24 protein-coding genes and 1 pseudogene are annotated in these 24,237 nt (G+C 71.3%); 13 read left to right on the top strand and 12 right to left on the bottom strand.

Going from position 1 to position 24,237, the window contains the following annotated elements:
* Positions 1–4 precede the first annotated feature (4 nt).
* The 4 genes from ACIRQH_RS14245 to ACIRQH_RS14260 form a co-directional block, all read right to left on the bottom strand.
* Complete coding sequence (locus ACIRQH_RS14245) at positions 5–238, bottom strand: hypothetical protein (protein WP_388872421.1); 234 nt, start codon at positions 236–238, stop codon at positions 5–7.
* A 56-nt stretch (positions 239–294) separates the two neighbouring features.
* A complete protein-coding gene (locus tag ACIRQH_RS14250; protein ID WP_388872424.1) occupies positions 295–723 on the bottom strand; it encodes a hypothetical protein in 429 nt (142 codons plus the stop codon).
* Between the two features lie 177 nt (positions 724–900).
* On the bottom strand, positions 901–1,803 hold the full coding sequence (locus ACIRQH_RS14255) for an NmrA family NAD(P)-binding protein (protein WP_388872427.1): 903 nt from the start codon (positions 1,801–1,803) through the stop codon (positions 901–903).
* Between the two features lie 49 nt (positions 1,804–1,852).
* A complete protein-coding gene (locus ACIRQH_RS14260) occupies positions 1,853–3,505 on the bottom strand; it encodes an MFS transporter (RefSeq protein WP_404225917.1) in 1,653 nt (550 codons plus the stop codon).
* A gap of 247 nt (positions 3,506–3,752) precedes the next feature.
* On the opposite strand from ACIRQH_RS14260, the gene ACIRQH_RS14265 reads away from it, so the two are divergent.
* The 3 genes from ACIRQH_RS14265 (at position 3,753) to ACIRQH_RS14275 (ending at position 7,006) form a co-directional block, all read left to right on the top strand.
* On the top strand, positions 3,753–4,349 hold the full coding sequence (locus ACIRQH_RS14265) for a TetR family transcriptional regulator (RefSeq protein WP_388872434.1): 597 nt from the start codon (positions 3,753–3,755) through the stop codon (positions 4,347–4,349).
* A 615-nt stretch (positions 4,350–4,964) separates the two neighbouring features.
* On the top strand, positions 4,965–5,768 hold the full coding sequence (locus ACIRQH_RS14270) for a hypothetical protein (RefSeq protein ID WP_388872436.1): 804 nt from the start codon (positions 4,965–4,967) through the stop codon (positions 5,766–5,768).
* A 404-nt stretch (positions 5,769–6,172) separates the two neighbouring features.
* Entirely contained in the window at positions 6,173–7,006 is an 834-nt protein-coding gene (locus tag ACIRQH_RS14275; protein ID WP_388872439.1) for an enoyl-CoA hydratase/isomerase family protein, read from the top strand.
* Between the two features lie 19 nt (positions 7,007–7,025).
* Here ACIRQH_RS14275 and ACIRQH_RS14280 read toward each other — a convergent pair whose 3' ends face one another.
* Complete coding sequence (locus ACIRQH_RS14280; protein WP_388930667.1) at positions 7,026–7,850, bottom strand: MBL fold metallo-hydrolase; 825 nt, start codon at positions 7,848–7,850, stop codon at positions 7,026–7,028.
* A 220-nt stretch (positions 7,851–8,070) separates the two neighbouring features.
* Between ACIRQH_RS14280 and ACIRQH_RS14285 the strand changes: the two genes are divergently transcribed.
* A complete protein-coding gene (locus tag ACIRQH_RS14285; protein WP_388872445.1) occupies positions 8,071–8,679 on the top strand; it encodes a DJ-1/PfpI family protein in 609 nt (202 codons plus the stop codon).
* 206 nt (positions 8,680–8,885) lie between these two features.
* Here the strand turns inward: ACIRQH_RS14285 and ACIRQH_RS14290 are convergent, their stop codons facing one another.
* Together ACIRQH_RS14290 and ACIRQH_RS14295 are read right to left on the bottom strand one after the other, a co-directional pair.
* Positions 8,886–9,065 carry a Rieske 2Fe-2S domain-containing protein gene (locus ACIRQH_RS14290; protein WP_388872448.1) on the bottom strand — a complete coding sequence of 60 codons (180 nt, stop codon included), beginning with the start codon at positions 9,063–9,065 and terminating at the stop codon, positions 8,886–8,888.
* Between the two features lie 52 nt (positions 9,066–9,117).
* Positions 9,118–10,107 carry an alpha/beta fold hydrolase gene (locus tag ACIRQH_RS14295; RefSeq protein WP_388872451.1) on the bottom strand — a complete coding sequence of 330 codons (990 nt, stop codon included), beginning with the start codon at positions 10,105–10,107 and terminating at the stop codon, positions 9,118–9,120.
* Positions 10,108–10,623: 516 nt separating this feature from the next.
* Here ACIRQH_RS14295 and ACIRQH_RS14300 point away from each other — a divergent pair.
* A complete protein-coding gene (locus ACIRQH_RS14300; protein WP_358817967.1) occupies positions 10,624–11,049 on the top strand; it encodes an SRPBCC family protein in 426 nt (141 codons plus the stop codon).
* A gap of 58 nt (positions 11,050–11,107) precedes the next feature.
* On the opposite strand, the pseudogene ACIRQH_RS14305 reads toward ACIRQH_RS14300, so the two are convergent.
* A pseudogene (locus ACIRQH_RS14305) lies at positions 11,108–11,242 on the bottom strand (FAD-dependent oxidoreductase); the annotation flags it as partial.
* A gap of 106 nt (positions 11,243–11,348) precedes the next feature.
* Entirely contained in the window at positions 11,349–12,560 is a 1,212-nt protein-coding gene (locus tag ACIRQH_RS14310; RefSeq protein WP_358817968.1) for an NAD(P)/FAD-dependent oxidoreductase, read from the bottom strand.
* 401 nt (positions 12,561–12,961) lie between these two features.
* On the opposite strand from ACIRQH_RS14310, the gene ACIRQH_RS14315 reads away from it, so the two are divergent.
* From ACIRQH_RS14315 to ACIRQH_RS14330, 4 genes are all read left to right on the top strand, one after another.
* Positions 12,962–13,414: a DoxX family protein gene (locus tag ACIRQH_RS14315; RefSeq protein WP_404225922.1), complete on the top strand. Its 453-nt coding sequence runs from the start codon at positions 12,962–12,964 to the stop codon at positions 13,412–13,414.
* Positions 13,415–13,593: 179 nt separating this feature from the next.
* A complete protein-coding gene (locus tag ACIRQH_RS14320) occupies positions 13,594–13,995 on the top strand; it encodes a Zn-ribbon domain-containing OB-fold protein (RefSeq protein ID WP_358818042.1) in 402 nt (133 codons plus the stop codon).
* 31 nt (positions 13,996–14,026) lie between these two features.
* Complete coding sequence (locus tag ACIRQH_RS14325; protein ID WP_388872456.1) at positions 14,027–14,632, top strand: GNAT family N-acetyltransferase; 606 nt, start codon at positions 14,027–14,029, stop codon at positions 14,630–14,632.
* 103 nt (positions 14,633–14,735) lie between these two features.
* Positions 14,736–15,728, top strand: coding sequence for a GNAT family N-acetyltransferase (locus tag ACIRQH_RS14330; protein WP_388872459.1), 993 nt, complete (start codon positions 14,736–14,738; stop codon positions 15,726–15,728).
* On the opposite strand, the gene ACIRQH_RS14335 is transcribed toward ACIRQH_RS14330, so the two are convergent.
* The gene (locus tag ACIRQH_RS14335; protein WP_388872462.1) at positions 15,676–16,332 is read right to left on the bottom strand and encodes a pyridoxal 5'-phosphate synthase; all 657 of its coding nucleotides are present in this window, start codon (positions 16,330–16,332) and stop codon (positions 15,676–15,678) included. The two genes, ACIRQH_RS14330 and ACIRQH_RS14335, sit on opposite strands and share 53 nt — an antisense overlap.
* A gap of 54 nt (positions 16,333–16,386) precedes the next feature.
* Positions 16,387–17,580, bottom strand: coding sequence for a thiolase C-terminal domain-containing protein (locus tag ACIRQH_RS14340; protein WP_388872465.1), 1,194 nt, complete (start codon positions 17,578–17,580; stop codon positions 16,387–16,389).
* Positions 17,581–17,721: 141 nt separating this feature from the next.
* Between ACIRQH_RS14340 and ACIRQH_RS14345 the strand changes: the two genes are divergently transcribed.
* Positions 17,722–18,909, top strand: coding sequence for an acyl-CoA dehydrogenase family protein (locus ACIRQH_RS14345; protein WP_388872469.1), 1,188 nt, complete (start codon positions 17,722–17,724; stop codon positions 18,907–18,909).
* A gap of 410 nt (positions 18,910–19,319) precedes the next feature.
* Positions 19,320–19,886, top strand: coding sequence for a nitroreductase/quinone reductase family protein (locus ACIRQH_RS14350; protein WP_404225925.1), 567 nt, complete (start codon positions 19,320–19,322; stop codon positions 19,884–19,886).
* Positions 19,887–20,027: 141 nt separating this feature from the next.
* Here the strand turns inward: ACIRQH_RS14350 and ACIRQH_RS14355 are convergent, their stop codons facing one another.
* Positions 20,028–20,663, bottom strand: a complete 636-nt coding sequence (locus ACIRQH_RS14355) for a TetR family transcriptional regulator (protein ID WP_358818043.1) — start codon at positions 20,661–20,663, stop codon at positions 20,028–20,030.
* A 169-nt stretch (positions 20,664–20,832) separates the two neighbouring features.
* On the opposite strand from ACIRQH_RS14355, the gene ACIRQH_RS14360 reads away from it, so the two are divergent.
* Positions 20,833–21,588: a VOC family protein gene (locus ACIRQH_RS14360; RefSeq protein WP_358817976.1), complete on the top strand. Its 756-nt coding sequence runs from the start codon at positions 20,833–20,835 to the stop codon at positions 21,586–21,588.
* Positions 21,589–21,852: 264 nt separating this feature from the next.
* Positions 21,853–24,180 carry a serine/threonine-protein kinase gene (locus ACIRQH_RS14365; protein WP_358817977.1) on the top strand — a complete coding sequence of 776 codons (2,328 nt, stop codon included), beginning with the start codon at positions 21,853–21,855 and terminating at the stop codon, positions 24,178–24,180.
* Positions 24,181–24,237: the final 57 nt, after the last annotated feature.

A 24,237-nucleotide genomic window follows, 5' to 3' on the forward strand; every position in this document is an offset into this window, starting at 1 on the left:
GCGGTCACATGGTGAGCACCATGCGAACGCGGGCGTCTCCGCTGAACATCCGCTCGTACGCTTCGGTCGCCTCGCTCGGCGGCCGGGTCTCGATCATCGCCCGGACTCCCTGGTCGGTGGCGAATCGCAGGTTGTTCTCGTTCTGGATGGCGGTTTCGGTGAGGGACCCCATGATCCGGACGTCGCCGAAGACGAGCTGTATCGGAGTGACCTTGACCGGTTGGTCGGACGCTCCCACGACCACGAGACGTCCACCGCTGGCAAGACCGTTGAGGGACTCGCATCGAGAGGTCTCTACGCGCTTTTGAGGGGTTCCTTGAAGGACTTCTTGAACACCGGTCCTGCGAAGGGCAAGATCGCGCCGAGCATCTTGCCCTTGAACGTCGTCGGGTGCTCCCGTTCGAGCTGAATGTCGACGCGAGTGCCCTGGTCCTCCGGAGCCATCCGGAAAACCCAGCCGCCACCTGGGCCGAAGACCTTCGAATCATGGGTCGTGACCTTGACCGTGTCCCCCGCAGGATCCCATTCGTAGCGGGCGCGCTCCCAACTGCTCTCCGTGCCCTCGGTCACTTCGGCCCAGGTGTCGCCTCGTTCGTGAACCGTGAAGTGCTCCGAGTCGATCGTCGGCCACGCCTTCGCCCGCGCCGGGCTGAAGTCGGTCAGTACACCCATGACTTCTGACGGGCTCATCGAGGAGTCCATGTGGAATCGCAGGACTGACATCACCTGCTCCTTACTCATCGTCCTTCACCCTTCAGGATGCGCCTCCCGCGAGCGTTGTGCAGACCGACGGTCGCCTGCCACCACGGCTCAGCTCTCGCAAGGCAGGACGGGAACTCATCGTGGTCAGTCATGCGCATTCGGTGCGCGTGGGGTCGGCGGCCGGTCGTCCGGAGCGGTTCAGCCCAGGTAGAAATCCCTGCGTGCGGCCACGAACGCCTCGATCGACTGAGGAGGGACGCCCGTTACGCGCTCCACGCCGTCGGTCGCGCGGTCGTAGCGGTTGCCGCGATGCAGTTTGGCCATGGTGATGATGTGCTGAACGACGTGCGGGGACAGGCCCAATTTGGGGAGCTGCTCTTCCCACCTCCGCGGGGGCAGGTCGACGTAGGAGACCTCTCGGCCCAGGGCCCGGGAGAAATCCGTGGCCAGTTCTGTCATGTCGACCGAGCGTGGCCCAGTCAGCTCGTAGACCTGCCCGATGTGCGGAGCCGGGTCGCGGAGGACTGTGGCGAGGACCCGGGCGACATCGTCCACGGCGACGGGTGAGGTGCGTCCGGTGCCGAACGGCAGGGCGATCGTGCCGTTTTCCTTGATCGACTGCGCTGCCAGATCCGTGAACAGCGGGGTGTTCAGGAACACCGTCGGCCGGATGTGCACCACGGGCAGGCCGGACCAGTCCAGCACCTGCTCTGCCAGCCAGTGCAGCCGCTGTTGGTGGGACTCCTCGGTGCTGGTGGCGGTCATCTGCGACACGGTCATCTGTGACAGGTCCACCAGGGCTTCCAGCTGTCCGTACTCCCTTGCCACGGAGGCCACCGTGGTGGCCGCCAACAGGTGATGGGGTGAAACGGCCATCCCGAAGTACATGCGTGTCGCGCCCTGCAGCGCGGCCGCCACCGTCTCAGGCCGGGTCAGGTCACCGATGACGACCTCTGCGCCCTGTGCCCGCAGTTCAGCGGCCCTCTCGTCATCGTGGCGAACCATGAAGCGCACCGGCACGTCCTGAGCACGCAGGTGCTCGAAGATCGTGCGGCCCACGCCGCCGGCACCGGGGATGAGAACAAGATTGTGAGCAGTCATCAGGGTGATCTCCTTCGAGGGGATGGAAAATATCTGTCTTGAGCTGTGATCAGAGCGTCAGTGAGGCGTTGGCTCCCGCAGCGTCACCGTGGCTCTGGCGGGATGGTTCGTGATCACCGTCGGGCTCAGACGGTCCGGCGCCGGGATTCGTAGCGCCGGCGGCCGCGGCAGGAGCCTTGCCCGGCAGGAACACCAGCACGACGACCGCGCCGGCCAGGGCGACGGCTGCGGATCCTATGGCGGTGATGTGCATGGCGTGGATGAAGGCGTCGTACGCGGGCTGCACCAGGACCCTGCCGGCCGGCCCCAGCTTCTCGGCGACGGTAAGGGTCGCCTGGAGGGATTCACCTGCGGCGTGCCGGTCGGAGGTGGGCAGTACGTCCAGGTGGCCGTCGATGCCGCTGCGGTAGGTGGTGGACAGCAGCGACCCCAGCACGGCGACGCCCATGGCCCCGCCGACCTGCCGGAAGGTGTTGTTGACCGCGGATCCGGAGCCGGCCTTCTCGCGCGGCAGCGACGACATGATCATGACGGTGGCGGGTGGCATCACATGGGCCATCCCCGTGCCCATCAGGAAGAACAGCACCTCCAGTACCCAGATGGGGGTGTCCTGGCCGAGCAGCAGGAAGCCGGCGAAGGCCGCGGCGGTCAGGACGAGGCCGGCGGCGCACACGGCTCGGGCGCCGAAGCGGTTGACGACCAGCCGGGCCCGCGGGGCGAAGAACATCTGGGAGGCGGCCAGCGGCAGCACGAGCAGTCCGGACTCCAGGACGCTGTAGCCGCGCACGCTCTGGTTGTAGAAGACGCTGAAGAACGTGACGCCCATGAGCGCGAAGAAGACGAGGCCGATGGCGGCGACGGAGGCGGAGAACCGCCGGTTGCGGAAGTAGGCGACATCGAGGGCCGGGTGGTCGCTGCGGGCCTCGTACACCACAAAACCGGCAAGGACCGCCAGGCCGCACAGGATCGTCGCCCACGCCTCGGGCCGGGTGAAGTCGCCCAGCTGGCCGCCCTTGATGATGCCGTAGACCAGCCCCGCCAGACCGACGATCGACAGCAGCACGCCGACCGGGTCGAGCCTGCCGGGCCTGGGGTCCTTGGAGTCGGGGACGATCACCAGCATCGCGACCATCGCTGCGCCCACGATCGGCACATTGACCAGGAAGACCGAGCCCCACCAGAAGTGCTCCAGCAGAACGCCGCCGGCGATGGGGCCGGCGGCTATGGCAAAGCCGACCGCGCCGGTCCAGATGCCGATGGCCTTGGGCTGCTCCTCGGGCTCGAAGACGTTCATGATGATCGCGAGGGTGGCGGGCAGGATGAAGGCGCCGCCGAAGCCCATCACGGCGCGGAAGGTGATGAGCTGCCCGGAGGAGTCCGACAGCGCGGACAGCACGGATGCCACACCGAACACGGCCATGCCGAAGAGCAGCACCTTCTTGCGGCCGAGCCGGTCACCCAGCAGACCCGCGGTGAACAGCAGTCCGGCGAAGACCAGCGTGTAGGAGTTGACTGCCCACTCCAACTGGCTCTGGGTGGAGCCGAGTCCGGTGGGAGCAGGCTGGGCGATGGTCTTCATCGCCACGGTGAGGATCGAGTTGTCCAGCATCACCACCAGGAGGCTGAACGCGAGCACGGCCAGGATGGCCCAGCGCCGGCGGTGGACCCCCTCGGAAACCCTTCGCCGCTGCGCCGGCGGCACGGGTGGCGTGTACGGCGCAGGTGCCGAGGACCCGGCGGGAATCGGTGGTGATGCCACAGGACGTCTCCAGTGCTGTCGGTGGTTCTGGGATTACCCAGAGGGGACCGTCGTCTCGGACGGCGGCAGGCAGCGCATGACCCTCCTGACCCCTGCGGATGGCCTCACCGGAGCAGAATAGATGTCGCCATAAGACTAAACACGCGATAGAATAAATGACAAGTGACAGCTATTGGAGGAGGGTGATCCCGTGGGCCGCGCGTCCAAGGCACAAGCGCAGGAGAACCGGCAGTACGTCGTGGCCACTGCCTCCCGGATGTTCCGCGAGAAGGGCACCACGGTCAGCATCGCCGACCTGATGAAAGCGTCCGGGCTCACCCACGGCGCGTTCTACAAGCAGTTCGCCTCCAAGGACGATCTGGTCGACAAGGCCATCGCCCACGCCTTCGAGGATCCGGCGGCACACTCGCCGGCCGGGCCGGAGGCGCTCACCGAGGACCATGAAGCCGCCCGCAGCACGCTGATCGAGCACTACCTCTCGGTCTGGCACCGTGATCACGCCGGGGACGGCTGCCCCGTCTCGGGATTCGCCGCCGATCTCGGGCGCGAGCCCGACCAGGCCGCTCGCTCCCAGCAGGTCTACATCAACGGGGTACGCAACCGAGCCGCCCGGCTGGCCACCGACGAGGACGACGGCATGGCCCAGCTGTGCACCATGGTCGGCGCCCTCGCCCTCGCCCGCGCCACCCGGGGTGACCCGATCTCCGAAGAACTGCTGCAGGCCGCGCGCACGGTGCTCACCAGGAGCGGATCCGGGCAGTGCGAACCACAGCAGCTCACGGACTGACCAATGCCGGTTGACGGTGGAGGCCTGGGCTCGCAGAGCGGCTTCATTCCGACCCTGGTAGGAGACGTAGGCTCGCTGTCCCTCCGAGCATTGAGGTCGGGGGCCGCGGCGGTTCACAGTTGGGGAGGTGCGTCACCACCGAGATGCGTGATCAGCCGGTGCCTCGGTGTTCTGGGTGAGGATGGCTTGGTCCCGCTCACTCGTCGGATCGACACCGCATCAACGCGCCTGCTCACCGCCGAGCACGCGGAACTCCTGGCGCTGGACCCCGCGAAGCCGGTAGTCGTGATGACCGCGTAGTTCGTTGACGGCGAGAGCAGCGTTCCCCATCGGCCGGGCTTGGCACCCGAACCTCCTGGCCTCGGATTCCCAGGTGAACGAGTGCCCGTGTCCTCCCGCATGCGCCGCGTCAAGCTCCAGGCGCATGCTGGAAGGGCGGCGACGAACTCGGCTGTGGCGCAGAAATTCTGTGGCACCGCTCGGGATACAGCCGCGGCACATCAGATGGTTCTTGGTGGCCTGGGGCGCCGGCGCCGAGCGCGCCCGTGTGACCTCGTACGCGCGTATTCCCCGAAACCCGAGGCTCGCCTTGATCGTGACCCCAAGGAGCGCGCGATGTCGGATCAGTTGAACGCTGCACTTTCTGGAGAGGCCCCGACAGCGCTTGCCGAGGACGTCTCTCTCGCGACTCCGCTGGTCGCGCGTCGCATCGCCGGTCGCGACGCTGTTTCGGCAGCGCTCGGTACGTACCAGCAGGCGCTCGCCGCGCCTGAAGCTACAGCCCGGCTCAAGGGAGACGAGGTGGAGGGGGTCGTGTTCAGCGCGAGCCCCGGCGGACGACCGACAGAGATCGTGGCCCTCGCCCGATACAACGCTGCGGGCCTGATTGCCACCATCGACGTCTACGGTCGGCCGTGGCCATTCATGGCCGCTCTGCGCGAAGTGATCGCGAAGACAGATCACGCTCTCGCAGACCCGAGTCTCGGATCCGGACCGTATACCCCGGATGGGCCGACGCCGGTTTGGGTCGACCATCCGGCCGTCCCGCCCCTGGCGCAGGATGTCACCCTGTACTCCCCCATCCTGAGCGAAGAGCCGACGGGGAAGGCTGTCGTCGGGCCTGTCCTCGAAGCAGCGGCGCAAAGTTTCAGCGACCTCAAGGTTCGTGCCGTCCTCGACATCGAGGGCCGATCGGGATTCGCGGTGGTGATCGATGAATACGTGGACGGTCACGTACAGCAACTCGTGGAGATGTTCACCCTCAACGATGCAGGCGAGGTTGAGGAGATCCGCATCTTCACCCGCCCATGGCTCGTGACCGCCCACTTCCGAACGAGGATGTACGCCCTGCTGAAAGAAACTCTCGGCGCCGAATTCTGGGAGGGGCCCGACCCGGAGGGCCCCTTGCCCACACCCTGACCTGAGGGCTACGCCTGGACAACAGAGACCGGCTCCTGGCGGCATCCCGCGACACCGTGCGGACGTGGACTGACAGGCCTACGGGGATGCTCTCAGTTGGTGCAGGTGTCGATCATCGAGGACAGAGCGGTGGGCTTCCAGGCGGACTTGGCGGAGTTGGATGACTTGATCGTCGTAGGCGGAGTACCAGGAGCCGCTGGTCGCCGGCAACCAGCTGCGTGGTTTTCAGGGGTCCTTCGAAGAACTGCGGAACACCGGGCCGAGGACGAGGACCTCGCAGTACCCCTACGACAACCACGCGCAAGGGACTTCTCTCCGTCTCCCAGCAGGCGCCCGCGGTGCACAGGGGGGCACCCTGGGACAGGGGCTCGGTCCTCGCGTCCACCTCACGTCCAGGAGCCATCATGAGCGTCGACCATCCGTCGATCCGGACCCGGCTGGAGGACGGCGTCCTGTTCGCCACCCTCGACGCCGGCACCCTGAACCTCCTCGGTGTCGACCTGGTCCGTGACCTGGTCTCCCTCGTCGACATGTTGTACGCCGACCCGGGTGACGTGCGCGTCGTCGTCATCGACAGCGCTTCGCCGGACTATTTCTCCGCGCACGTGGACCTCACGGCGGTCCCGCAGTACACCGCGGAGGCCGCGAACGCGGGTGGCCCGGGCGATGCCTCGCTCGGCATGTTCCTGTACAAACTGGCGAGAGTTCCGGTGATCACCATCGCCAAGGTCCGCGGGCGCGCCCGCGGCGGCGGCAACGAACTCGCGCTCGCGTGCGACATGATCTTCGCCTCGCGCGAGAAAGCGGTCTTCGGGCAGTTCGAGTCCGGCACCGGCGCCCTGCCCGGCGCGGGTGGCGTTCAGCACCTGGCCCGGCGGCTCGGTCGGACCCGCGCCATCGAGGCCATCGTCAGCGCCGACGACTTCGACGCCGACACCGCCGAACGCTACGGCTGGATCAACCGCGCCCTGCCCGACACCGAACTGGACGGCTTCGTCGAGCGCCTGGCGAAACGCATCGCCGGCTTCCCGCCCGAAGGGGTGCGGGTGGCCAAGCGTGCCGTCAACGACCTGACCCTGGCGTCCCCCGCGCACATCCGATCCGACGCCGCCACCTTCCAGAGCCTGATCGCCCGGCCCGAAAGCCGTGAGCGCCTGGACCACCTCGCCGGGCGGGGCCTGCAGACTCCTGGCGACCTCGAACGCGACCTCGGCAAGGCCGTGGGGGACTTCCCATGACAGCTGACCCGCAAGCCTGCTAAAAGCCGAACATCAGCCACGCCTGGTGGCTGACCCAGTCGGGATACAGCTCGGTCATGGCGTCGTAGAGCTCCTGGTCGCTCCTGGTCTCCTGCTGGAGGCGGCCGAAGTCGGTGAGGTACTGCCTGGTCGCCGTGATGATGTCGGGAGTGTCGGGAGCGCCCGGCTTCTTGTGGCCCGCGACCGCGATCTTCGGGTTGAGGGCGGCGAGCCGGTCCAGCGCGGCGATCCAGTTCTCGCGGCTCTCGGGTGTGGTGGCGGCGACGAACATGTGGCACCGGTTGTAGAGGACGTCTCCGCCGATGACGAGGTCCAGGACCGGCACGTGCAGGGAGGTGGAGTCGACGGCGTCTGTCTGGCCCTGCTCGATGATCCGCAGCTCGTGGCCCTCCAGGGAGAAGGTCTCCTCGTTCCAGGGTTCGGGCACGGCGGTGGCGGCCGGAAGCTGTCCGGGCCACAGTTTGCGGTACACCGGCAGCCGCCCGACCTGCTTGAGCGCGTACTCGACCGTCTTCGCAGTGGCGATGGCGCGGGCGCCGGGGAAGTGATGCAACAGCACGCCGAGGCCGGCGAAATGGTCCAGGTGACCGTGGGTGATGTAGATCGTGGTCAAGTTGCGGTGATGCAGGCCTACCCAGGCCGCCAGGGCCTCAGCCTCGGCGGCCGTGGTGAGGGCGTCGACCAGGACAGCGTCGTGCTCGCCGAAGACGAGGGTCGAGGTCATCGGATCCCAGGCCGGTGGCGGCCCGAAGGGCCGGGACCGCTCGGCCACCAGTTCCTTCTCCGGTGCCGTGAACACGTTCACACTCAATGGGGGCGCCATGCCACTCGGTTCCTCTCCGTGACGAGGGGGCCTGCGCCGGCCTCGCGGTCGTTTCACCCCTGTGCCGCGCACCACCGCCTTCCACCTTCCATGGCATGGCAGATCTCGACAACCGCAGCACCGAGGGATAAGCCACCGATCGCCCATTGGCCCGCGACCCGGGCGCAGAGCGCATGAGAGTCTCTATTTCCAGTGCCGTGCAGTGAGGAGACGAGACGCCATGCAGGTAGCCGTGGTCACGTTTGACGGATTCAACGAGCTGGACAGCTTCATCGCCTCCGCGTTGATCAACCGGTGCCGGAAGGACGGCCTGGAGGCCTTCATCACGACGCCGACGCCGGTGGTCACGTCGATGAACGGTGTCGAGGTGACCGGGCAGCGCCCGATGGAGTTCGTGACCGAGGCGGACGTCGTGCTGATCGGCAGCGGGGTGAAGGCGCGCGAGGTGGTCGCCGACGACCGGCTGATCTCCCGGTTGTCGCTCGACCCGGCACGACAGCTGATCGGCGCCCAGTGCTCCGGCGCGCTGGTCCTCGCCCGGCTCGGACTGCTGAACGGCATGCCGGTGAGCACGGACGTGAAGAGCCGGCCCTTTGTGGAAGCCTGCGACGTCACGGTGCTGGACACGCCGTTCCACGCCGAGGGCAACATCGCCACCGCGGGCGGCTGCCTGGCCTCCCAGTACCTCGCCACGTGGGTGATGACCCGCACGCTCGGCGAGGACGCCGTGCGCGATGTCCTCGGCTACGTGGCCCCGGTCGGCGAAAGCCAGGAGACCGTCGAGCGCGCCCTGCGCGCCGTCCACGCCGGAGAGGTTGCACTGCGCTGACGCCCCGCACATCGCTGCAATGGTCGACCTCGGTAGACGCCGCGCGCCGCGCCGCGAAGGCCCTGGGCTGTGCCTGCGGCCGCGTCGCGGAGGATGCCCTGACGTAGGGGCTACCGCCGCACCGCTCGGAGGCCGGTCCACACCGAAGACTCGCCAGGACTCGCGCCGACGTCATACCTGGATACGGACGTCGCCATCGACGACCTTCAGCGTGTACACCGTGAGCTGCCGGGAAGCCGGCCCCTCTTCACCACGCCCGTGGTGACGTCGAACTCCGAGCCGTGGCACTGGCACATGATCACCCTCTCGGTGATCAAGCCTCCTGAGAGCGGGCACGGGTCGTCGGCGCACGTGCAGAGATCGTCGAACGAGTAGAAGACCTCCACCGCGCCAGACCCACTTCCCGGGCTCGCGGGGACGTACCCGGGACACTGCCGATCACCGCGCGCCGGTCGACCGTTTCCGACTGACCACGACGAGTCCTGCTCCCGCGATGAGCATGCCGCCGGCGGCGGCAGCGCCGGCGATCCCGAGGGTGGTGAGTCCTGTTTCGGCGAGGGCCGGTGTGGAGGACTGCCCTCGGGCGGCATCGCGGATGAGATCGGTGATGGCGTCGGGGTGGGAAATCATCACGCTGTGCGAGGAATCGATCTCGACGGTGTGGGAGCCGGCGCGCTTGGCTTCGAAGCGCTCCAGGTCGGGGGCTATGGCCTTGTCGTTGGTGGCGACGGCGGCCCAGGACGGGATGGTCCGCCACGCGGCGGAGGTCGCCTTGTCGGTGAAGGCCGTGGCTGAGATGGGGCGCTGGGCCGCGGCCGCCACCGATGTGGCCATCTCCGGGAGGTCCGCAGCGGCGACGGCTCGGAACTTGTCCGGGGAGACATAGAGATCTGTTCCGGTGGAGCCGTCCGCGTTCTTGAAGGGCACCTGAACCAGGGCGGGGTTGAGCTCGCTGCCGGGGAATTTGGCGGCGAGTTGGCCAAGGGCCTCGCCCTTGTCCGGCATGAAGGCGGAAACGTACACGAGCGCCTTGACGTTGGGGTTGCCGGTAGCCGCCTCGCTGATCACTGCGCCGCCGTACGACTGGCCGACCAGAACGATGGGGCCTTTGACACTCCGCAGGACGCTGGCGATGTAGGCGGAGTCGGTGGGCAGGCCACGGAGCGGATTGGCGGGAGCGATGACACGGTAGCCATCCGCCTGTAGGCGTGCCACAACTGCGTTCCAACTGGACGCGTCGACGAATGCTCCGTGCACCAGCACGACGGTCGGTTTGCCCCCGGCAGCATCGGTTCCGTTGTCGTGGGCCGTGGACCCCCCGTCGGCGAAGGCCGGCGCCGACACCGACAGAGCCGTCGCGGTCACCAACGTGGCGATGGCTGCACGTATTCGACGCGAGTGAGGCCGCACCACACGGGACGACGTCATAGCTGATCTCCTTCGGAGGACGGGCGGGATGCTCGTCAGCGTGTCCGGCGTGCATCGAACCCGCATTCCCGGCGAAGCACATGAGCGAATGTCCTCGACCGTTCGGGTCGTCTCGACGGATTTTCGGTTCGGTGATCGGTGGCCCGCCTCGACGGACTGGTCGATGGGCCCCGGCCGGACAGGCCGCCCGCCATCAGCGTGGGACGGTCGCCGCGGCGGAGCTTCAGTTGTTCGCGGCTGTGCCCCCGGCCCCGAAGGAGGGCTCGGCATCCTGTCGAGGGCGCTCAGCGGCTCGGACGCCTTGGCGACGACCTGCGGCAGCACCGCGACCAGCACCTGCGCACGGCCGCGTCACCGCGCTGGGCGAAGGCGTCGGCGGGCTTGCGGGCCTGGTGTCCGGTTCGCGGTCGGTGGTGCCGGTCTCTGCGCGGCCTCGGCCGCATGCGTGGTTCCCGTGCGGGTACTCGCCACCGCTGGAACGCTCCGTCCGGAGCCCGGAATGTGTGAGGAGTCGCTTTGTCCGCCTCTTTGGTCGAAACCGTCGATGTTCAGGCCCCTGTCTCCGTCGCGTGGGCACTCTGGAGCGACGTCACCCGGTGGCCGGCCTTCCTGAGTCACGTGGGCCGGGTCGACATGCTGGACGGACAGCGCTTCGCCTGGCAGCTCAAACTGCCCGGCGCCGACAAGAACTTCGTCGCGGAACTCACCGAGGTGATTCCGGAGGACCGCATCGCCTGGCGCACCGTGGAGGGCGTCGAACACGCCGGAGTGGTCACGTTCCACCGGCTGAGCGACACGTCCAGTCGCGTCGCCCTGCAGATCGAGTACGACCCCAAGGGCTTCGTCGAGCGGCTCGGCGCGCTCACGAACCTGGACTCGGCGCTCGCCAACTACGACCTGGGCGAGTTCCAGAAGCTGGCGGAGCTGACAGCGGCCTCCTGACCGGGCCCGCGCGCCGGTGGCGCCCCGCCTGCCGACGGCAGGCGGGGGCCGTGGGCCGTCACAGGGCGGCCAGGATCTCCTTCGCGACGCGTGCGCCGGAGCTGACGGCGCCGTCCATGGAGCCGTTCCGGTAGGCGGAGGTTGCGGTACCCGCCCAGTGGATGCCGGCGCAGGGCCTGCGCGGGGCCGGCCCGTACTCGGTGAGGACGCCCGGCGCGACCCATGGCGGCGCGCTGCGGCGTGCGGGGTGTGCAGGACGGTGCGGCGCGTACCGGGGTGCGGATGGAAGGGCGGGCGGCTCAGCCCTCGGTGGCCGCCGTGTCCCGGCGTCCGGAGGCGTGCCGGGCGGCCGACTTGGCGATCTTCTCGGCGTCCAGGGCGAGTTCGCGGAACATGCCGCTGATCGGGTTGGTGAATCCGGTGAAGTACAGGCCGGGCGCGTTCTTCGGGGTGCGCGCGCCGTGCACGGCCGGGCGCCCGCGGCCGTCGAGCACACCGAGGTGTCCGACGAGGCCCTCCAGGGCGCGGTCGTAGCCGGTCGCGGCGATCACGGTGTCCGGGCCGATCCGGTTGCCGTCCGCGAGGACCACCTTGCCGTCCTCGAACCCCTCCACCGCGGCCACGATCTCGACCTTCCCCTTGCGGACGGCGTCGATGAGGCCGACGTCCTGCACGGGGATGGATCCCTCGTTGACCCGGGAGTAGAGCCCGGTGTCGGGCCGGGGCAGGCCCTGCGCGGCCAGGTCGGGCACGCTCAGCTTCGCCATCGGGCCGGCGAGCGCGTCCACCAGGCGCACCGGGAGGCGCCGTACGGCGATCCCCGTGAACTGCGCCGCCCAGCCGGCGGTGGAACGCCGGACGATGTGCGGCGCGGTGCGCACCGAGAGCCGTACGCGCGAGGCCCCGCCCTCGATGAGGTCCACGGCGATCTCGGCGCCCGTGTTGCCGGCGCCGACGACGAGGACGTCGCGGCCGGCGTGCGGCGCGGGGTTGCGGTACTCGCCGGCGTGCAGCAGCTCGCCGGTGTACGTGTCGCGGCCGGGCCAGTCGGGGATGCGCGGCGTGTGGTTGTAGCCGGTCGCGACGACCACGGCGCTGCCGGTCAGCTCCCGGCCGCCGGTGGCGTGCAGCAGCCAGCCGTCGCCGCCCGGGGCGGGCTCGATGCGCGAGACCTCGACGCCGGTGACGATCTCCAGCTGGTGGTGCTCGGCGTACTTCTCCAGGTAGCGCACCACGTTGTCGCGTGACACCCAGCGTCCGAACCTGCGCGGCATCGGGAGTCCCGGAAGCGCCGAGAGCCGCCGGGTGGTGTGCAGGTGGAGCCGGTCGTAGTGCCGCCGCCAGGACGCGCCGACCTGGTCCGACTTCTCCAGCACGACGGCCCGTACGCCCCGGGCGCGCAGCGCGTGGGCCGCGGCGAGGCCGCCGGGGCCGCCCCCGATCACGTACACGGGGCGGTCCTCGTGGGACGGCACCGGGCGGGATGTCGTGGAAGCAGTCGAGTCGGCCATGTGCGCGAGCGTAATCACGACTTCGGTTGATAGGTCTCGGTCAAGACCGGAATCGGTTGCGAACTGATCACGGCTGGTGGAGGAGGGGGTGCGGCCGGTGGCGTAGGTCACCTCATCGCGGTGGGGGAGGGCGGGAGCGGTCGATCGTGGCAGGTGGGGGCGGGGGTCCACGGGCCGGCCGCGGGGCGCGAGAGGGCGCGTCCGAAGTCCCTTCGCCGGAGTACGGGTCCGTCCGTGTGCCGCTCCGCCCGGACGGCGGACCGTACGGCCGAACTCCCCCCGCCCGTACCGGCGTCCATGTCCGGCCTCTTGCGCGCACGCACCCGGAACATCGAAACTGACGTACCGTCAGATACGGCTGCAGGCGGCTACGGCTACGGCTTTCCGCGGGAGGTTGCTCCATGGACACGATCTGGCTCGGCGGGGCGGAGTGGCTGGCCGTGCTGCGGATCGGCCTCGGGCTGTGGTGGCTGGAGAGCTGGCGGCACAAGGACAGGAAGGGCTGGTTCGAGCGGGGGACCGGGATCGCGTGGGCGGCGGACGTCGCGCACAAACACCGGTGGAACGTGGTGCGTTCGGGCTTCGACACCGTCGTCGCCCCGCGCCCGCGGACGATGGCCTACGTCGTCGTGTACGCCGAACTGGCCCTGGGCCTCGGGCTGGTGGCCGGACTCCTGACCCCCGTCGCCCTGATCGCGGGCCTGTTCCTCAACCTCCTCTACTTCACGCTGATGATCCACGACTGGGCGGAGCAGGGGCAGAACGCGATGATGGCGCTGATCTCGGTCGTCGCGCTGTTCGGGATGGCCTGGCAGACCTGGTCGCTGGACGACGCGCTGGGGCTGTTCCGGTGAGCGGGCCGGGGACGGAGCAGGGCGGGACGCGGACCGGCGGGACCGCGGCGGCCGCCGCGGCGCCGACACCCGCGGCCACGCCTGGCGCCGGGCGCGCGGCGGGATCCCGGTACGCACCGGGCGCGGACGCCGGATCGGCCGCGCCCGCCGCCTCCGTTCCCCCCGCCCCCGCCTTCGACGTGCCGGAGGCGGACGCGTTCACCCGCCCGTACTGGGACGCGGCGGCCGAGGGACGGCTGCTGATCCGGCACTGCGCGGCCTGCGACCGCGCCCACCACTACCCCCGTGAGTTCTGCCCGCTCTGCTGGAGCGAGGACGTGGGCTGGCGACCCGCGAGCGGCCGCGCCGCGCTGTACACCTGGTCCACCGTCCACCGCAACGACCTGCCGCCCTTCGGGAGCCGTGTGCCGTACGTCGCCGCCGTCGTCGACCTGGAGGAGGGGCCCCGGATGATGACCGAGGTGGTCGGGTGCGAGCAGGCGGACCTGCGGATCGGCATGGACCTGGAGGTCGCCTTCCGGTCCGGGATCCCCGTCTTCCGGCCGGCCGGGGCGGGCGGGTCCGGACCGCTCCGGACGTGACCCCGGTGGCGGGAAGGGTTTCAATGGCTGGATGGCCGAGGTCCACGAACAGTTCGCCGTCCACCCGTTCCCCGAGCTGAGCGGGCTCGGTCTTCGGCTGCGCCCCTGGGACGCGGAGTCGGACGCCGACGTCTCGGCGTATCTGCGCGGACTGACCGACCCGGAGTTCCAGCGCTGGAACACCCCGCTCCGGTTCATCCGGGACATCGACGGCGCCCGGGAGGCGCTGCGGTCCCGGATCGCGAGCGCCACGAACGGCACCAACGTCTCGTTCCGCGTCACGGACGCGGAGAGCGGCGGGACGCTGGGCCACATCGGCGTCAACGAGATCGACCACGTCATGAGCTGCGCCCGCGTCGGCTACTGGGTCCTCCCGGAGGCGCGGGGCCGCCAGGTCGCCACCCGAGCCCTGACCCTCGCCGCCCGCTACGGCTTCACCGACCTCGCCCTGAACCGCCTCGAACTCGGCCACGCCGTGGGCCACGAGGTCTCCTGCCACGTCGCGGAACGCTGCGGCTTCCAGGCCGAGGGAACCCTCCGCGGCGCCATGTTCGAGGCGGGCCGACACGACGCGTTCCGGGACGTCCACCTGCACGGCCGCGTCGCGGCGGACCCGGAGCCCGCGGCCGGGGGGTGAGGATCCGACGCCGGCCTCACGGAGACCGCGCGTGCGGGCTCCCGTGGCGGACGACCGCCGAAAACCGGAGGCGTCCTGCCACGGGCTCGCGGGATCATCGCGCATGACGTCCGCCGCGAACGCCTGGCAGCTCACCCGTGACCTCGACGACTTCCTCGGCCGGGCCGGTGACTTCCTCCGGGCCGGACCTGTGCGGCACACGGTTCCGCTGACCGTGACGGACGCCCTGCGCAGGCGGGGGATGGGCGGGTACGGCGAGGAGCCACCGCTCTTCGGCGTGCTGGAGCGGGGCGGTGCCGTCCGCGGGACGTTCTTCCGCACCCCGCCGTACCGCCTGAACCTCACGGCCGTGGACGAGCGGGACGCGGACGCCCTCGCCGCACTGCTCGCGGACGTGGACACCGCGCTGCCCGGCGCCATGGCGGAGCCGGACACGGCGGGCGCCTTCGCCGAGGCCTGGCGGCGACGAACGGGGGCGACGGCCGTACAGGTTCGCAGCGAACGGTTGTACCGGCTCGTGGACCTGACAACGCCCGGCCCCGTGCCTGCCGGGCGGGCCAGGGTCGCGCGCGGGGCCGACCGGGATCTGCTGGCCCGCTGGTACCGGGACTTCGCCGACGCCATCGGCGGAACCGCACACCGCGACGGCGCGGCGTGGGCCGACGACCGGATCTCCCACGGCGGCGTCTCCTTCTGGCAGGCGCCCGACGGGACCCCGGTCGCCATGGCGGGCGCGACACCACCGGTCGCCGGCCAGGTACGCGTCGCCCCCGTCTACACCCCGGCCGCCCTGCGCGGGCGCGGTTACGCCGGTGCCGTCACCGCCGAGGTGAGCCGCGCCGCGCGGGCGGCCGGAGCCCAGGAGGTGCTCCTCTTCGCCGACCTCGCCAATCCGACGAGCAACGGCCTCTACCAGCGCATCGGCTACCGTCCCGTCGCGGACTTCGCCGCCTACGACTTCACGGGCGGCCGGGACGGGACAACGGCACGGACGGCTCACACGGCGGGCGGTGGGGCGGCGCACGGGACCCGTCCCCGCCGCGTCACGGCCACAGCAGGTCCGTCGTCCAGCCCGGGTCCGTGCGGTGGTACGTGAGGCGTACGTGGCGGCGGCGGGAGTCGCCCTGGAAGAACTCCGCCTCCGTGGGGTGGAGGCGGTAGAGGGTCCAGGTGGGGGCCGGGGTGTCCGGGGACCGCTCGGCCTGCTTCCAGGCCGCGTCCGAGGCCCGGTCCAGGTCCGCCAGGGAGGGCAGGACGTCGCTCTGCCGGCCCACCAGGGCCGCGGCCAGCGCCCCCGTGGAGCGGGCGTGCAGGTCCGCCTGGCTCTCCTCCACGGAGGCGAGGGTGACCGGGCCCCGGAGACGGACCTGGCGTCCCTGCGCGGGCCAGTAGAAGCCGAGGGCCGCGTGCGGGCGGGCGGCGAGCTGGCGGCCCTTGCGGCTGGTCGCGTGGGTGGCGAACGCCCAGCCCCGGGCGTCCGCGCCGTGCAGCATCACCGTGCGGACGTCCGGCAGACCGTCCTCGTCCGTCGTCGCCAGCGACATCGTGTGCGGCTCGGTCTGCCCCGCGGCCGCGGCCTGGGCGAGCCACCGGGCGAACAGGGTCAGCGGGTCCGCCGGTGCCTCAAGCGGCTCGAAGACCGGCAGCTCCGTGTCCCACACCCGCAGCGATCTCAGCAGCTCGTGAAGATCCGGTTCCATGCCGTCGAGTATCGCCCCGTGGCGCGGACACCCCCTGCGCCGGACGCGCCCCTCTCACCCCCGGCCCAGCACCACCGTTCCCGACGAGCAGAACCAGCCACCCGTCCCGGACGCCACCGCCAACTGCGGCAGGGTGCCGTCGGCCCGGCGCACCTGGCGCGCCTCGGGAACCTCGCCGCGCAGTTGCCGTACGGCCTCCACCAGGAGGAACAGGCCCCGCATTCCCGGGTGTTGGGCCGCCAGTCCGCCCCCGTCGGTGTTCACCGGCAGTTCCCCGCCCACCAGCAGCCGCCCCTTCGCCGCCTCCACGAACGCGCCCCCCTCGCCCTTCGCGCAGAAGCCGAGGTCCTCCAGGGTCACCAGGGTCATGTAGGTGAAGGCGTCGTAGATCTCGGCGACGTCGATCTCCGCGGGCCGGACCCCGGCGCGCTCGAAAGCGAGCCGGCCGCTCACCGCCGCCGGGGACACGGTGAAGTCCGCCCACTCGGACATGGTGGTGTGGGAGACGTGCTCCCCCGCGCCGAGCACCCACACCGGGACCGTGCGGCAGTCGCGTACGTACTCCTCGGCGGCCAGCAGTACCGCCGCGCCCCCGTCGGAGCGGAGGCAGCAGTGCAGCTTGGTGAAGGGGTCCGCGATCATCGGCCCCGACAGGACGTCGTCGACGGTGACGGGGGAGCGGAACATCGCCTCCGGGTTGTGGGCGGCGTTCGCGCGGGCCTGGACGGCGACCGAGGCGAGCTGTTCGAGCGTGGTGCCGTACGTGTGCATGTGACGGCGGGCGGCCATCGCGTACTTGGCGATCAGGGTGTGCCCGTACGGGACCTCGAACTGGAGCGGTCCCCGGGCGCCGAACGACAGGTTTCCGGTGCGGCGGCCCGCCTTGATGTCGGCGCGGGCGGTGGAACCGTAGACGAGCAGAACGGCGTTGGCGTGACCCGCCGCGATGGCGTCGGCCGCGTGCGCCGCCATGACCTCCCAGGTGGATCCGCCGACGGAGGTCGAGTCGACCCAGGTGGGCCGCAGTCCCAGGTACTCGGCCACCTCGGCGGGGGCGAGGGTGCCGAGGCCCGCCGACGCGAGACCGTCGATCACCGAGCGGTCAAGGCCCGAGTCGGCGAGCGCGCGCCGGGCCGCCTGGGCGTGCAGCGCGTAGGGAGTCGCCTCGTCCACGCGACCGCAGTCGGAAAGGGATATGCCGACCACGGCGACCTTGCGACCGTTCCGGCCCGGGGTGGCATGCGTCATGAATCTGACGGTACATCAGATAACCGGTCCGCCGGGAGGTGCCGCACCCCTGTGCATCTGGAACCGTCCGACCTAACATGACGGCCCGTCAGATCAGGGGATCGGCGGATCCCGCAGGCTGCCCCAGGGAGGAGCCCGCCCATGGACGCCCGTCTCACCGCGGAGCAGGAGGAGATCCGGCGCACCCTGCGGGAGGTGCTGGCCAAACGGTGCGGCCCGGACGACCTCCGGGCCGCCGCACACGGCCCGGAGGGTCACGACCGGGCACTGTGGGAGACCCTGTCCCGGCAGTTGGGACTGGCCGGCCTCGCTCTGCCCGAGCGCTACGGCGGGATCGGCTGCTCGGTGACCGAACTCGCCCTGGCCTGCGAGGAGTCGGGGCGCTTCCTTGCCCCCACGCCGCTCCTCGCCACCGCCGCGCTCGCCGCCCCGCTGATCCTGGCCCTCGGCGACGAGGCCCAGCGTGCCGCCCTGCTGCCCCGGCTGGCCTCCGGTGAACTGACCGCCGCGCTCGCGGTACCGGGCGCGGGCCTGGCCACCGCCCTCGCGCTGGTCGACGACAACCACGGCGACTGGGCGGGCGGCGGCCGTGCCGGAGGCGTCCAGGCGCGCCGCGCGGACGGCGGCTGGCGGCTCTACGGGCAGGCGACGCAGGTCCTCGACGGACACAGCGCCGGGCTGCTGGTGGTGGCCGCGCACACCGGCGGCTTCGCCCGGTCCCGGACTCTGCTCTTCCTGGTACGGGCCGACGCCGCGGGCATGGTCCGCGCGCGGCAGACCGCGCTCGACGCGACCCGGCCGCAGGCCAGGATCGAACTCCGCCACGTGAAGGCCGAGTTGCTGGGCGACGAGGGTGCCGACGTGCCCGCCGCGCTCGCCGCCACCGGGGACGCCGCCGCCACCGTCCTCGCGGTCGAGGCCGTGGGCGCCGCCGACCGCGCGCTGGAGCGCACCGTCGAACACGTGCGGACACGCGAGCAGTTCGGCCGCGCGATCGGCTCCTTCCAGGCGGTCAAGCACCGGCTCGCGGACGTGTACGTGGGCGTGCGGGCGGCCCGCTCGGCGGCCTACTACGCGGCCTGGGCCGCGGGAACCGGCGCCGAGCGCGTGGGTGGACTCGCGTTGGCCCAGGCGCTGGAGGCGCTGCGCACCGCCGCGTCCGAGGGCATCCAGTTGCACGGCGGCGTCGGCTTCACCTGGGAGCACGACGCCCACCTCTCCTTCAAGCGCGCCGCGGGCGACGAACTCCTCTTCGGCCCCGTGCACCGGCTGCGCGCCCATGCGGCCGACACCGCCCGCCTCTTCGACGCCGGAGAGGTGAGGGTCTGATGGCGGCGGCCGGACACCCGCGCCCGGGGGACCCGGGGAGCGGTGCGGGCCGGGAGGGAAGCGGTGTCACGGGTGCCGGAGCGGACGGGGTGAGCGGTGCGGGGGCGGAGGCCGACAAGATGAGCGGTGGCGGGGCGGAGGCCGACGGAGTGGACGGTGCGGGGAGCGGGGACGGCGGGCGGCCCGATGGCGGAGCGGGCGCGGGGAGCGGCGCCGACAGCCCGGGCGGAGGGTCGCCCGGGGTGGGTGGTGACGGGGGTGCGGGCGGAGGGTCGCCCGGGGTGGGCGGTGACGGGGGTCCGGACGGAGGGTCGCCCGGGGTGGGCGGTGCCGAGAGCCCGGGCGGAAGGGCGCCCGGTGCGGGGGTCGGGGTCGGGAACGGGGCCGGGGTCGGGACCGGGGCGCGGAGGATGCCCGGTGTGCGGCTGGTGCAGCGGGTCTCCTCGACGCGGACCTTCGCCAAGGTGGCGCCCCACCTCATCCCGGCCCTCGACCGGGCCGTGCACCGGCTGACCCGCGGCAAGGTGCTGCTCAGCGCCCAGATGCTGCCGGGGATCGTCCTGACCGCCCGCGGGGCCCGCAGCGGCCTGGAGCGCCGCACGCCCCTGGCCTGCATGCCGGAGGCCGGTGCGGCCCGGGTCCGGGACGAGGCGGCCGCCGAGGGGGTCGCGGGCGCCCAGGAGGGCGGCTGGATCCTCGTCGGCTCCAACTTCGGCCGTACGGGCCACCCCGCCTGGACCGCGAACCTCCTCGCCCATCCCGACGCGGTCATCAGCTGGAGGGGCGAGGACATCCCCGTGATCGCGCGGCTTCTCACGGGGGAGGAGCGGGCCGCGGTGTGGCGCACGGCGTTGGCGTTCTGGCCGCCCTACGCCACCTATCAGGCGCGGGTGGACCGGGAGATCCGGCTCTTCAGGATCGTCCGGCGGCGGACGGCGGTGACCCCGGACGCCGTGGAGGGACCGCCGCCCGCGTAGCAGGTCCCGCCCGGGTGCCGGGGCCGCGGCCCGGGTGCTTCCGCGCCCGTACAGCGCAGCGGGCGGCAGCCCGCCGGAGTGTGACTCCGGCACGAACTACCGCCCGCATGACAGGAGTTGGGGGCGAAAAGGTCGGATAAGTTACTTCGTCGGCTTCTTCCCGGTCACGCCCAGATGCACCAACAGCGCAAGGTTCGGCTTGAGTTCAGCCTGCTTGACACCCCACGTCTGGAAGCCCTTCTGGTGCGAGGCGACCGCGGCGAGCATGGCGACGAGGGAACCGGCCATGGCCGCCGGGTTCACGTCCTTGTCGACCTTGCCCTTGGCCTGGAGGTCGGCCACCGAGTCCGTGAGCGAGTTGTTCACGGAGTTCAGGATCTTCATGCGGATCTTGTAGAAGCGCTTGTCGCCCTCGGCCGCACCGAGGTCGACCACGCGCAGGATCGCGTCGTTCCTCCGCCAGAACTCCAGGAAACCGTCCACGAGTTCCTGCGCGGTCTGCCAGCCGGCCTTGCCGACCCAGGACCGCCCGTCGAGCAGCTGGGTCAGCCCGGCGCCCTCGGCGGCCATGTGTTCGGCGATCTCCAGGACGGCGCCTTCGACGTCCGGGAAGTACTGGTAGAAGGTCGCCGGCGACGTGCCCGCCTTCCTGGCGACGTCGATGACTTTGACATCCCGGTAGGGCGACGAGCTGAGCATCTCGCTGAGGCAGTCGAGCAGCTTCTGCCGGGTCGCCTGCCCACGCCGTCCGGCCACGCGGCCGTCGACGGTACGCACTTGTCCTGTCATGCCGTCAGCTTACCGAGGGGTGATCGGAGCGCGATTCGGCCGACTGCAAATGGGGTGCGGCCGTCCGTCACAGGGGTTCCGGAGGTCCTCCATGGGGTGTCACCGGTGCGGATGCGCCCGCTCTGCGGGATGAGCGCGCCGCCGTTAGCTTGATCGCATGGCCGAATCTGACGTTGTCGCCGGGTTCTCCGAGGGCGTGCCCTGCTGGGTCGACGCCCAGTTGCCCGACGTCGAGGCGGGCAAGCGTTTCTACGGCGAGCTGTTCGGCTGGACGTTCCCGGAGGCGTCCGAGGGGACCGCGGGGGCCGGCCCGATGTCCCTGGCGGAGCTGGACGGTGCGCCGGTCGCCGGCCTCACGCCCAAGCGGGACGGCCGCATGCCCACGGTGTGGACGGTGTACTTCGCGACGCCGGACGCGTGGACGCTGTCCCGGCGCATCATGGCGGCGGGCGGCCAGATCATCACCGCGCCGACCGAGTTGCCCGGCCCCTCCGGCGACCTCGGCAGCGCGGCCCTCGTCACGGACCCGGAGGGCGCCGTGTTCGGCCTGTGGCAGCCCGGCAGCCACACCGGATTCGGCCGGCGCCACGAGCGCCGTACCTTCTGCTGGGCGGAGTTGTACGCGAGGGACACCACGACCGTCGACCGCTTCTACGGCACCCTCTTCCACGACGCGCTCTTCGGGCCCGACGCGACCCCCGACTTCGGCCGTGTCCCCGTCTCCGGCGTCTTCCCCGCCGAGATGCCACCCCACTTCCTCGTGCACTTCGGGGTCGGCGACTGCGACGAGGCGCTCCGGACGGTGAACCGGCTCGGCGGCCGTGTCCAGGTGCCGCCCTTCGACGCGTCGTACGGACGGGTGGCCGTGGTCACGGACAATCAGGGGGCGTCGTTCGCCGTCCTCGAACGCTGAGGAGGGACATCCGGCGCCGGAGGACGGGGTACATCCGGGACGACGGGCGTCATTCGGCCGTGAACGGCCGGGCCCGACCGCCCGTACTCCTCCTGGAGCGGGTGTTTTGTCACGAGACACCCCGATCCGCGTCCGGGTTCGCAACCTGTGGCTCGGCCAGGAAGAATCGGGGTGCGTGCCGCCACGGCGGTGCGGTGGTGAGACGCTGCACTGGGCCGCGTTCACACGTGGATGACGCGACCCGTACGGGGAGGTGGCAGGCAAGTGGTGGATCAGCTGACGCAGCACGATCCGCGGCGGATCGGGCCGTTCGAGGTGCTGGGACGGCTGGGTGCCGGCGGCATGGGGCTGGTCTATCTCGCGCGCTCGGCCTCCGGCCGGCGCGTGGCGATCAAGACGGTCAGGACGGAACTCGCCGAGGACCAGCTGTTCCGGGTCCGCTTCTCGCGCGAGGTCGAGGCGGCCCGCGCCGTGTCGGGGTTCTACACGGCGGCCGTGGTCGACGCCGACGCGCGCGCCGCGGTGCCCTGGCTGGCCACCGCCTACGTTCCCGCCCCCTCGCTCGAGGAAATAGTGAACGAGTGCGGGCCGCTCCCGGCCCAGGCGGTGCGCTGGCTCGCGGCGGGCGTCGCGGAGGCGCTCCAGTCGATCCACGGCGCGGGACTCGTCCACCGTGACCTGAAGCCGTCGAACGTCCTGGTGGTCGAGGACGGCCCTCGTGTGATCGACTTCGGCATCGCGTCCGGCGTTTCGAACACCCGTCTGACCATGACGAACGTCGCGGTCGGCACCCCCGCGTACATGTCGCCCGAGCAGGCGAAGGACTCGCGCAGCGTCACCGGCGCGAGCGACGTCTTCTCGCTCGGCTCGATGCTGGTCTTCGCCGCGACCGGACACGCGCCCTTCCACGGCGCCAACCCCGTCGAGACGGTGTTCATGCTGCTCCGCGAGGGACCGGACCTCGAAGGCCTCCCCGACGAGCTGCGCCCGCTCATCGAGTCCTGCATGCAGATGGACGCCACGGCCCGCCCCAACCCCGCCGACCTCCAGGCCCAGCTCGCCCCCCACCTCTTCGGCTCCGGCTCCGACGACAGCGGTACGGCGTCGGCGTGGCTGCCCGAGCGGGCGGTGGGCCTCATCGAGACGCGCCGCGGCGGCCGTCCGCCGGTGAAGCCCGCGTCCGGCGGCGCGCGCAGCGGCGGCGGACGCCCCGCGGTGCCGCCGCCCCCGTCGCACGCCCCGGTCGCCGTCGGCGCGCCCGACACCGGTCCGGTGCGCCTCGCGGGCGCCAGGGTGCCCATCGGCCCCGGCCCGCGCGTCGTCGACGCCCGCGCCGCCGCCGTGAAGGCGCCCCCGCCGGAGGCCGGACTCGCGGCGTCCTGGTCCCGGCCGCGCGCCGGGGTGAACGGCGCGGACCCGGCGCCCACGGCCGCCCCGCCCGCCCTCTCGACCGACGCGCCCGCCGGCTGGCGCCCCTGGCGTTTCCGCATGTCGAACGACGTCTGGGGCACCCCCTCGGTCGCCGGCGACCTGGTCTACGTCACCTCCTTCGAGGTCCACGCCCTCGATGTGGCGACCGGCCGCCGCCGCTTCAAGACGCGGGACGTGGCCTGGTCGATGGCCGTCGCGGACGGCCGGATCCACGCCTCCGACGGGCCGACGCTCTTCGCCCTCGACGCCCGCGAGGGCGCCGACCTGTGGCGGCTGTCCACGGACGCCTGGGTCTACTCGCTCAAGGCCGATCGCGGAACGGTCGTCACCGGCACGCGCGGCGGCGGTGTCCAGGCCTGGGAGGCCTCGAACGGCCAGAAGCTCTGGGAGATCAGCGGGGCGCAGACGGACTTCGAGTCGGCGGAGGCCGGCCCGGCGGTCCACGACGGCACGGTGTACGTCTGGAAGGACGCCCGGCTGCGCGCCGTTGACGCCCGGACGGGCGAGGAGCGCTGGTCCTACCCCATCGGTGACGCGGCCTCCTGCGGCGGCGTACCGGTGCGGATCACCCACGCCCCCGACGGCTACGTGTACATCTCCGCCGGCACCCGCGTCCTCGCCGTCGACGTGGCGAGCGGCCGGGTCCGCTGGCACTTCGAGGCCCCGGCCGTCTTCCTGAGCCCGCCCACCTTCGCGCCGGGTCCCGCCGTGACGGGCGGCGGGGTCTACCTGGCCGACTACCTGGGCACGGTGTACGCCCTCGACGCCACCGACGGCCGCGACCGCTGGCGTATCGCGACCGAGTCCCGCGCCTCCGTGGAGCCGGTGCTCGTCGCCGCGGGCCACGTCCACGTGGGCAGCGGCAAGGGTCTGTACACGCTGGACGCGGTGACCGGCACCCCCAAGTGGCGCTTCCAGGCCGGCGGCGACCTGGTCGGCGCCCCCGCGGTCGCCGAGGGCCGCATCCACTTCGGCTCGACGGACCACCTGCTGTACACGCTGAAGGCCGACGACGGCCGGCTGCGCTGGAAGCTGGCGACCGGGGGCGAGATCACCGGCGCCCCCGTCGTCAAGGACGGTGTGGTGTACGCGTGCAGCAAGGACCGCTGCGTGTACGCGCTGGACGCGGAGAAGGGGACCGGCACGGCTCGTACGACCTGAGGTCCCCCGCCGGTGCGTCCCTCGGCGGAGTGCGTGCGGACGCCCTGGGTAGGGTGA

Origin of the sequence: Streptomyces sp. NPDC102279 (assembly GCF_044766365.1) — a bacterium.
In the GTDB taxonomy this organism is placed as follows: Bacteria; Actinomycetota; Actinomycetes; order Streptomycetales; family Streptomycetaceae; genus Streptomyces.

What these genes read in the sequence shown, in the direction of transcription:
- ACIRQH_RS14250 (WP_388872424.1), bottom strand. Translation starts at nt 723, where the DNA reads ATGTCAGTCCTGCGATTCCACATGGACTCCTCGATGAGCCCGTCAGAA.
- ACIRQH_RS14255 (WP_388872427.1), bottom strand. Translation starts at nt 1,803, where the DNA reads ATGACTGCTCACAATCTTGTTCTCATCCCCGGTGCCGGCGGCGTGGGC.
- ACIRQH_RS14270 (WP_388872436.1), top strand. Translation starts at nt 4,965, where the DNA reads ATGTCGGATCAGTTGAACGCTGCACTTTCTGGAGAGGCCCCGACAGCG.
- ACIRQH_RS14275 (WP_388872439.1), top strand. Translation starts at nt 6,173, where the DNA reads ATGAGCGTCGACCATCCGTCGATCCGGACCCGGCTGGAGGACGGCGTC.
- ACIRQH_RS14280 (WP_388930667.1), bottom strand. Translation starts at nt 7,850, where the DNA reads ATGGCGCCCCCATTGAGTGTGAACGTGTTCACGGCACCGGAGAAGGAA.
- ACIRQH_RS14285 (WP_388872445.1), top strand. Translation starts at nt 8,071, where the DNA reads ATGCAGGTAGCCGTGGTCACGTTTGACGGATTCAACGAGCTGGACAGC.
- ACIRQH_RS14295 (WP_388872451.1), bottom strand. Translation starts at nt 10,107, where the DNA reads ATGACGTCGTCCCGTGTGGTGCGGCCTCACTCGCGTCGAATACGTGCA.
- ACIRQH_RS14310 (WP_358817968.1), bottom strand. Translation starts at nt 12,560, where the DNA reads ATGGCCGACTCGACTGCTTCCACGACATCCCGCCCGGTGCCGTCCCAC.
- ACIRQH_RS14315 (WP_404225922.1), top strand. Translation starts at nt 12,962, where the DNA reads ATGGACACGATCTGGCTCGGCGGGGCGGAGTGGCTGGCCGTGCTGCGG.
- ACIRQH_RS14325 (WP_388872456.1), top strand. Translation starts at nt 14,027, where the DNA reads ATGGCCGAGGTCCACGAACAGTTCGCCGTCCACCCGTTCCCCGAGCTG.
- ACIRQH_RS14330 (WP_388872459.1), top strand. Translation starts at nt 14,736, where the DNA reads ATGACGTCCGCCGCGAACGCCTGGCAGCTCACCCGTGACCTCGACGAC.
- ACIRQH_RS14335 (WP_388872462.1), bottom strand. Translation starts at nt 16,332, where the DNA reads ATGGAACCGGATCTTCACGAGCTGCTGAGATCGCTGCGGGTGTGGGAC.
- ACIRQH_RS14340 (WP_388872465.1), bottom strand. Translation starts at nt 17,580, where the DNA reads ATGACGCATGCCACCCCGGGCCGGAACGGTCGCAAGGTCGCCGTGGTC.
- ACIRQH_RS14345 (WP_388872469.1), top strand. Translation starts at nt 17,722, where the DNA reads ATGGACGCCCGTCTCACCGCGGAGCAGGAGGAGATCCGGCGCACCCTG.
- ACIRQH_RS14350 (WP_404225925.1), top strand. Translation starts at nt 19,320, where the DNA reads ATGCCCGGTGTGCGGCTGGTGCAGCGGGTCTCCTCGACGCGGACCTTC.
- ACIRQH_RS14360 (WP_358817976.1), top strand. Translation starts at nt 20,833, where the DNA reads ATGGCCGAATCTGACGTTGTCGCCGGGTTCTCCGAGGGCGTGCCCTGC.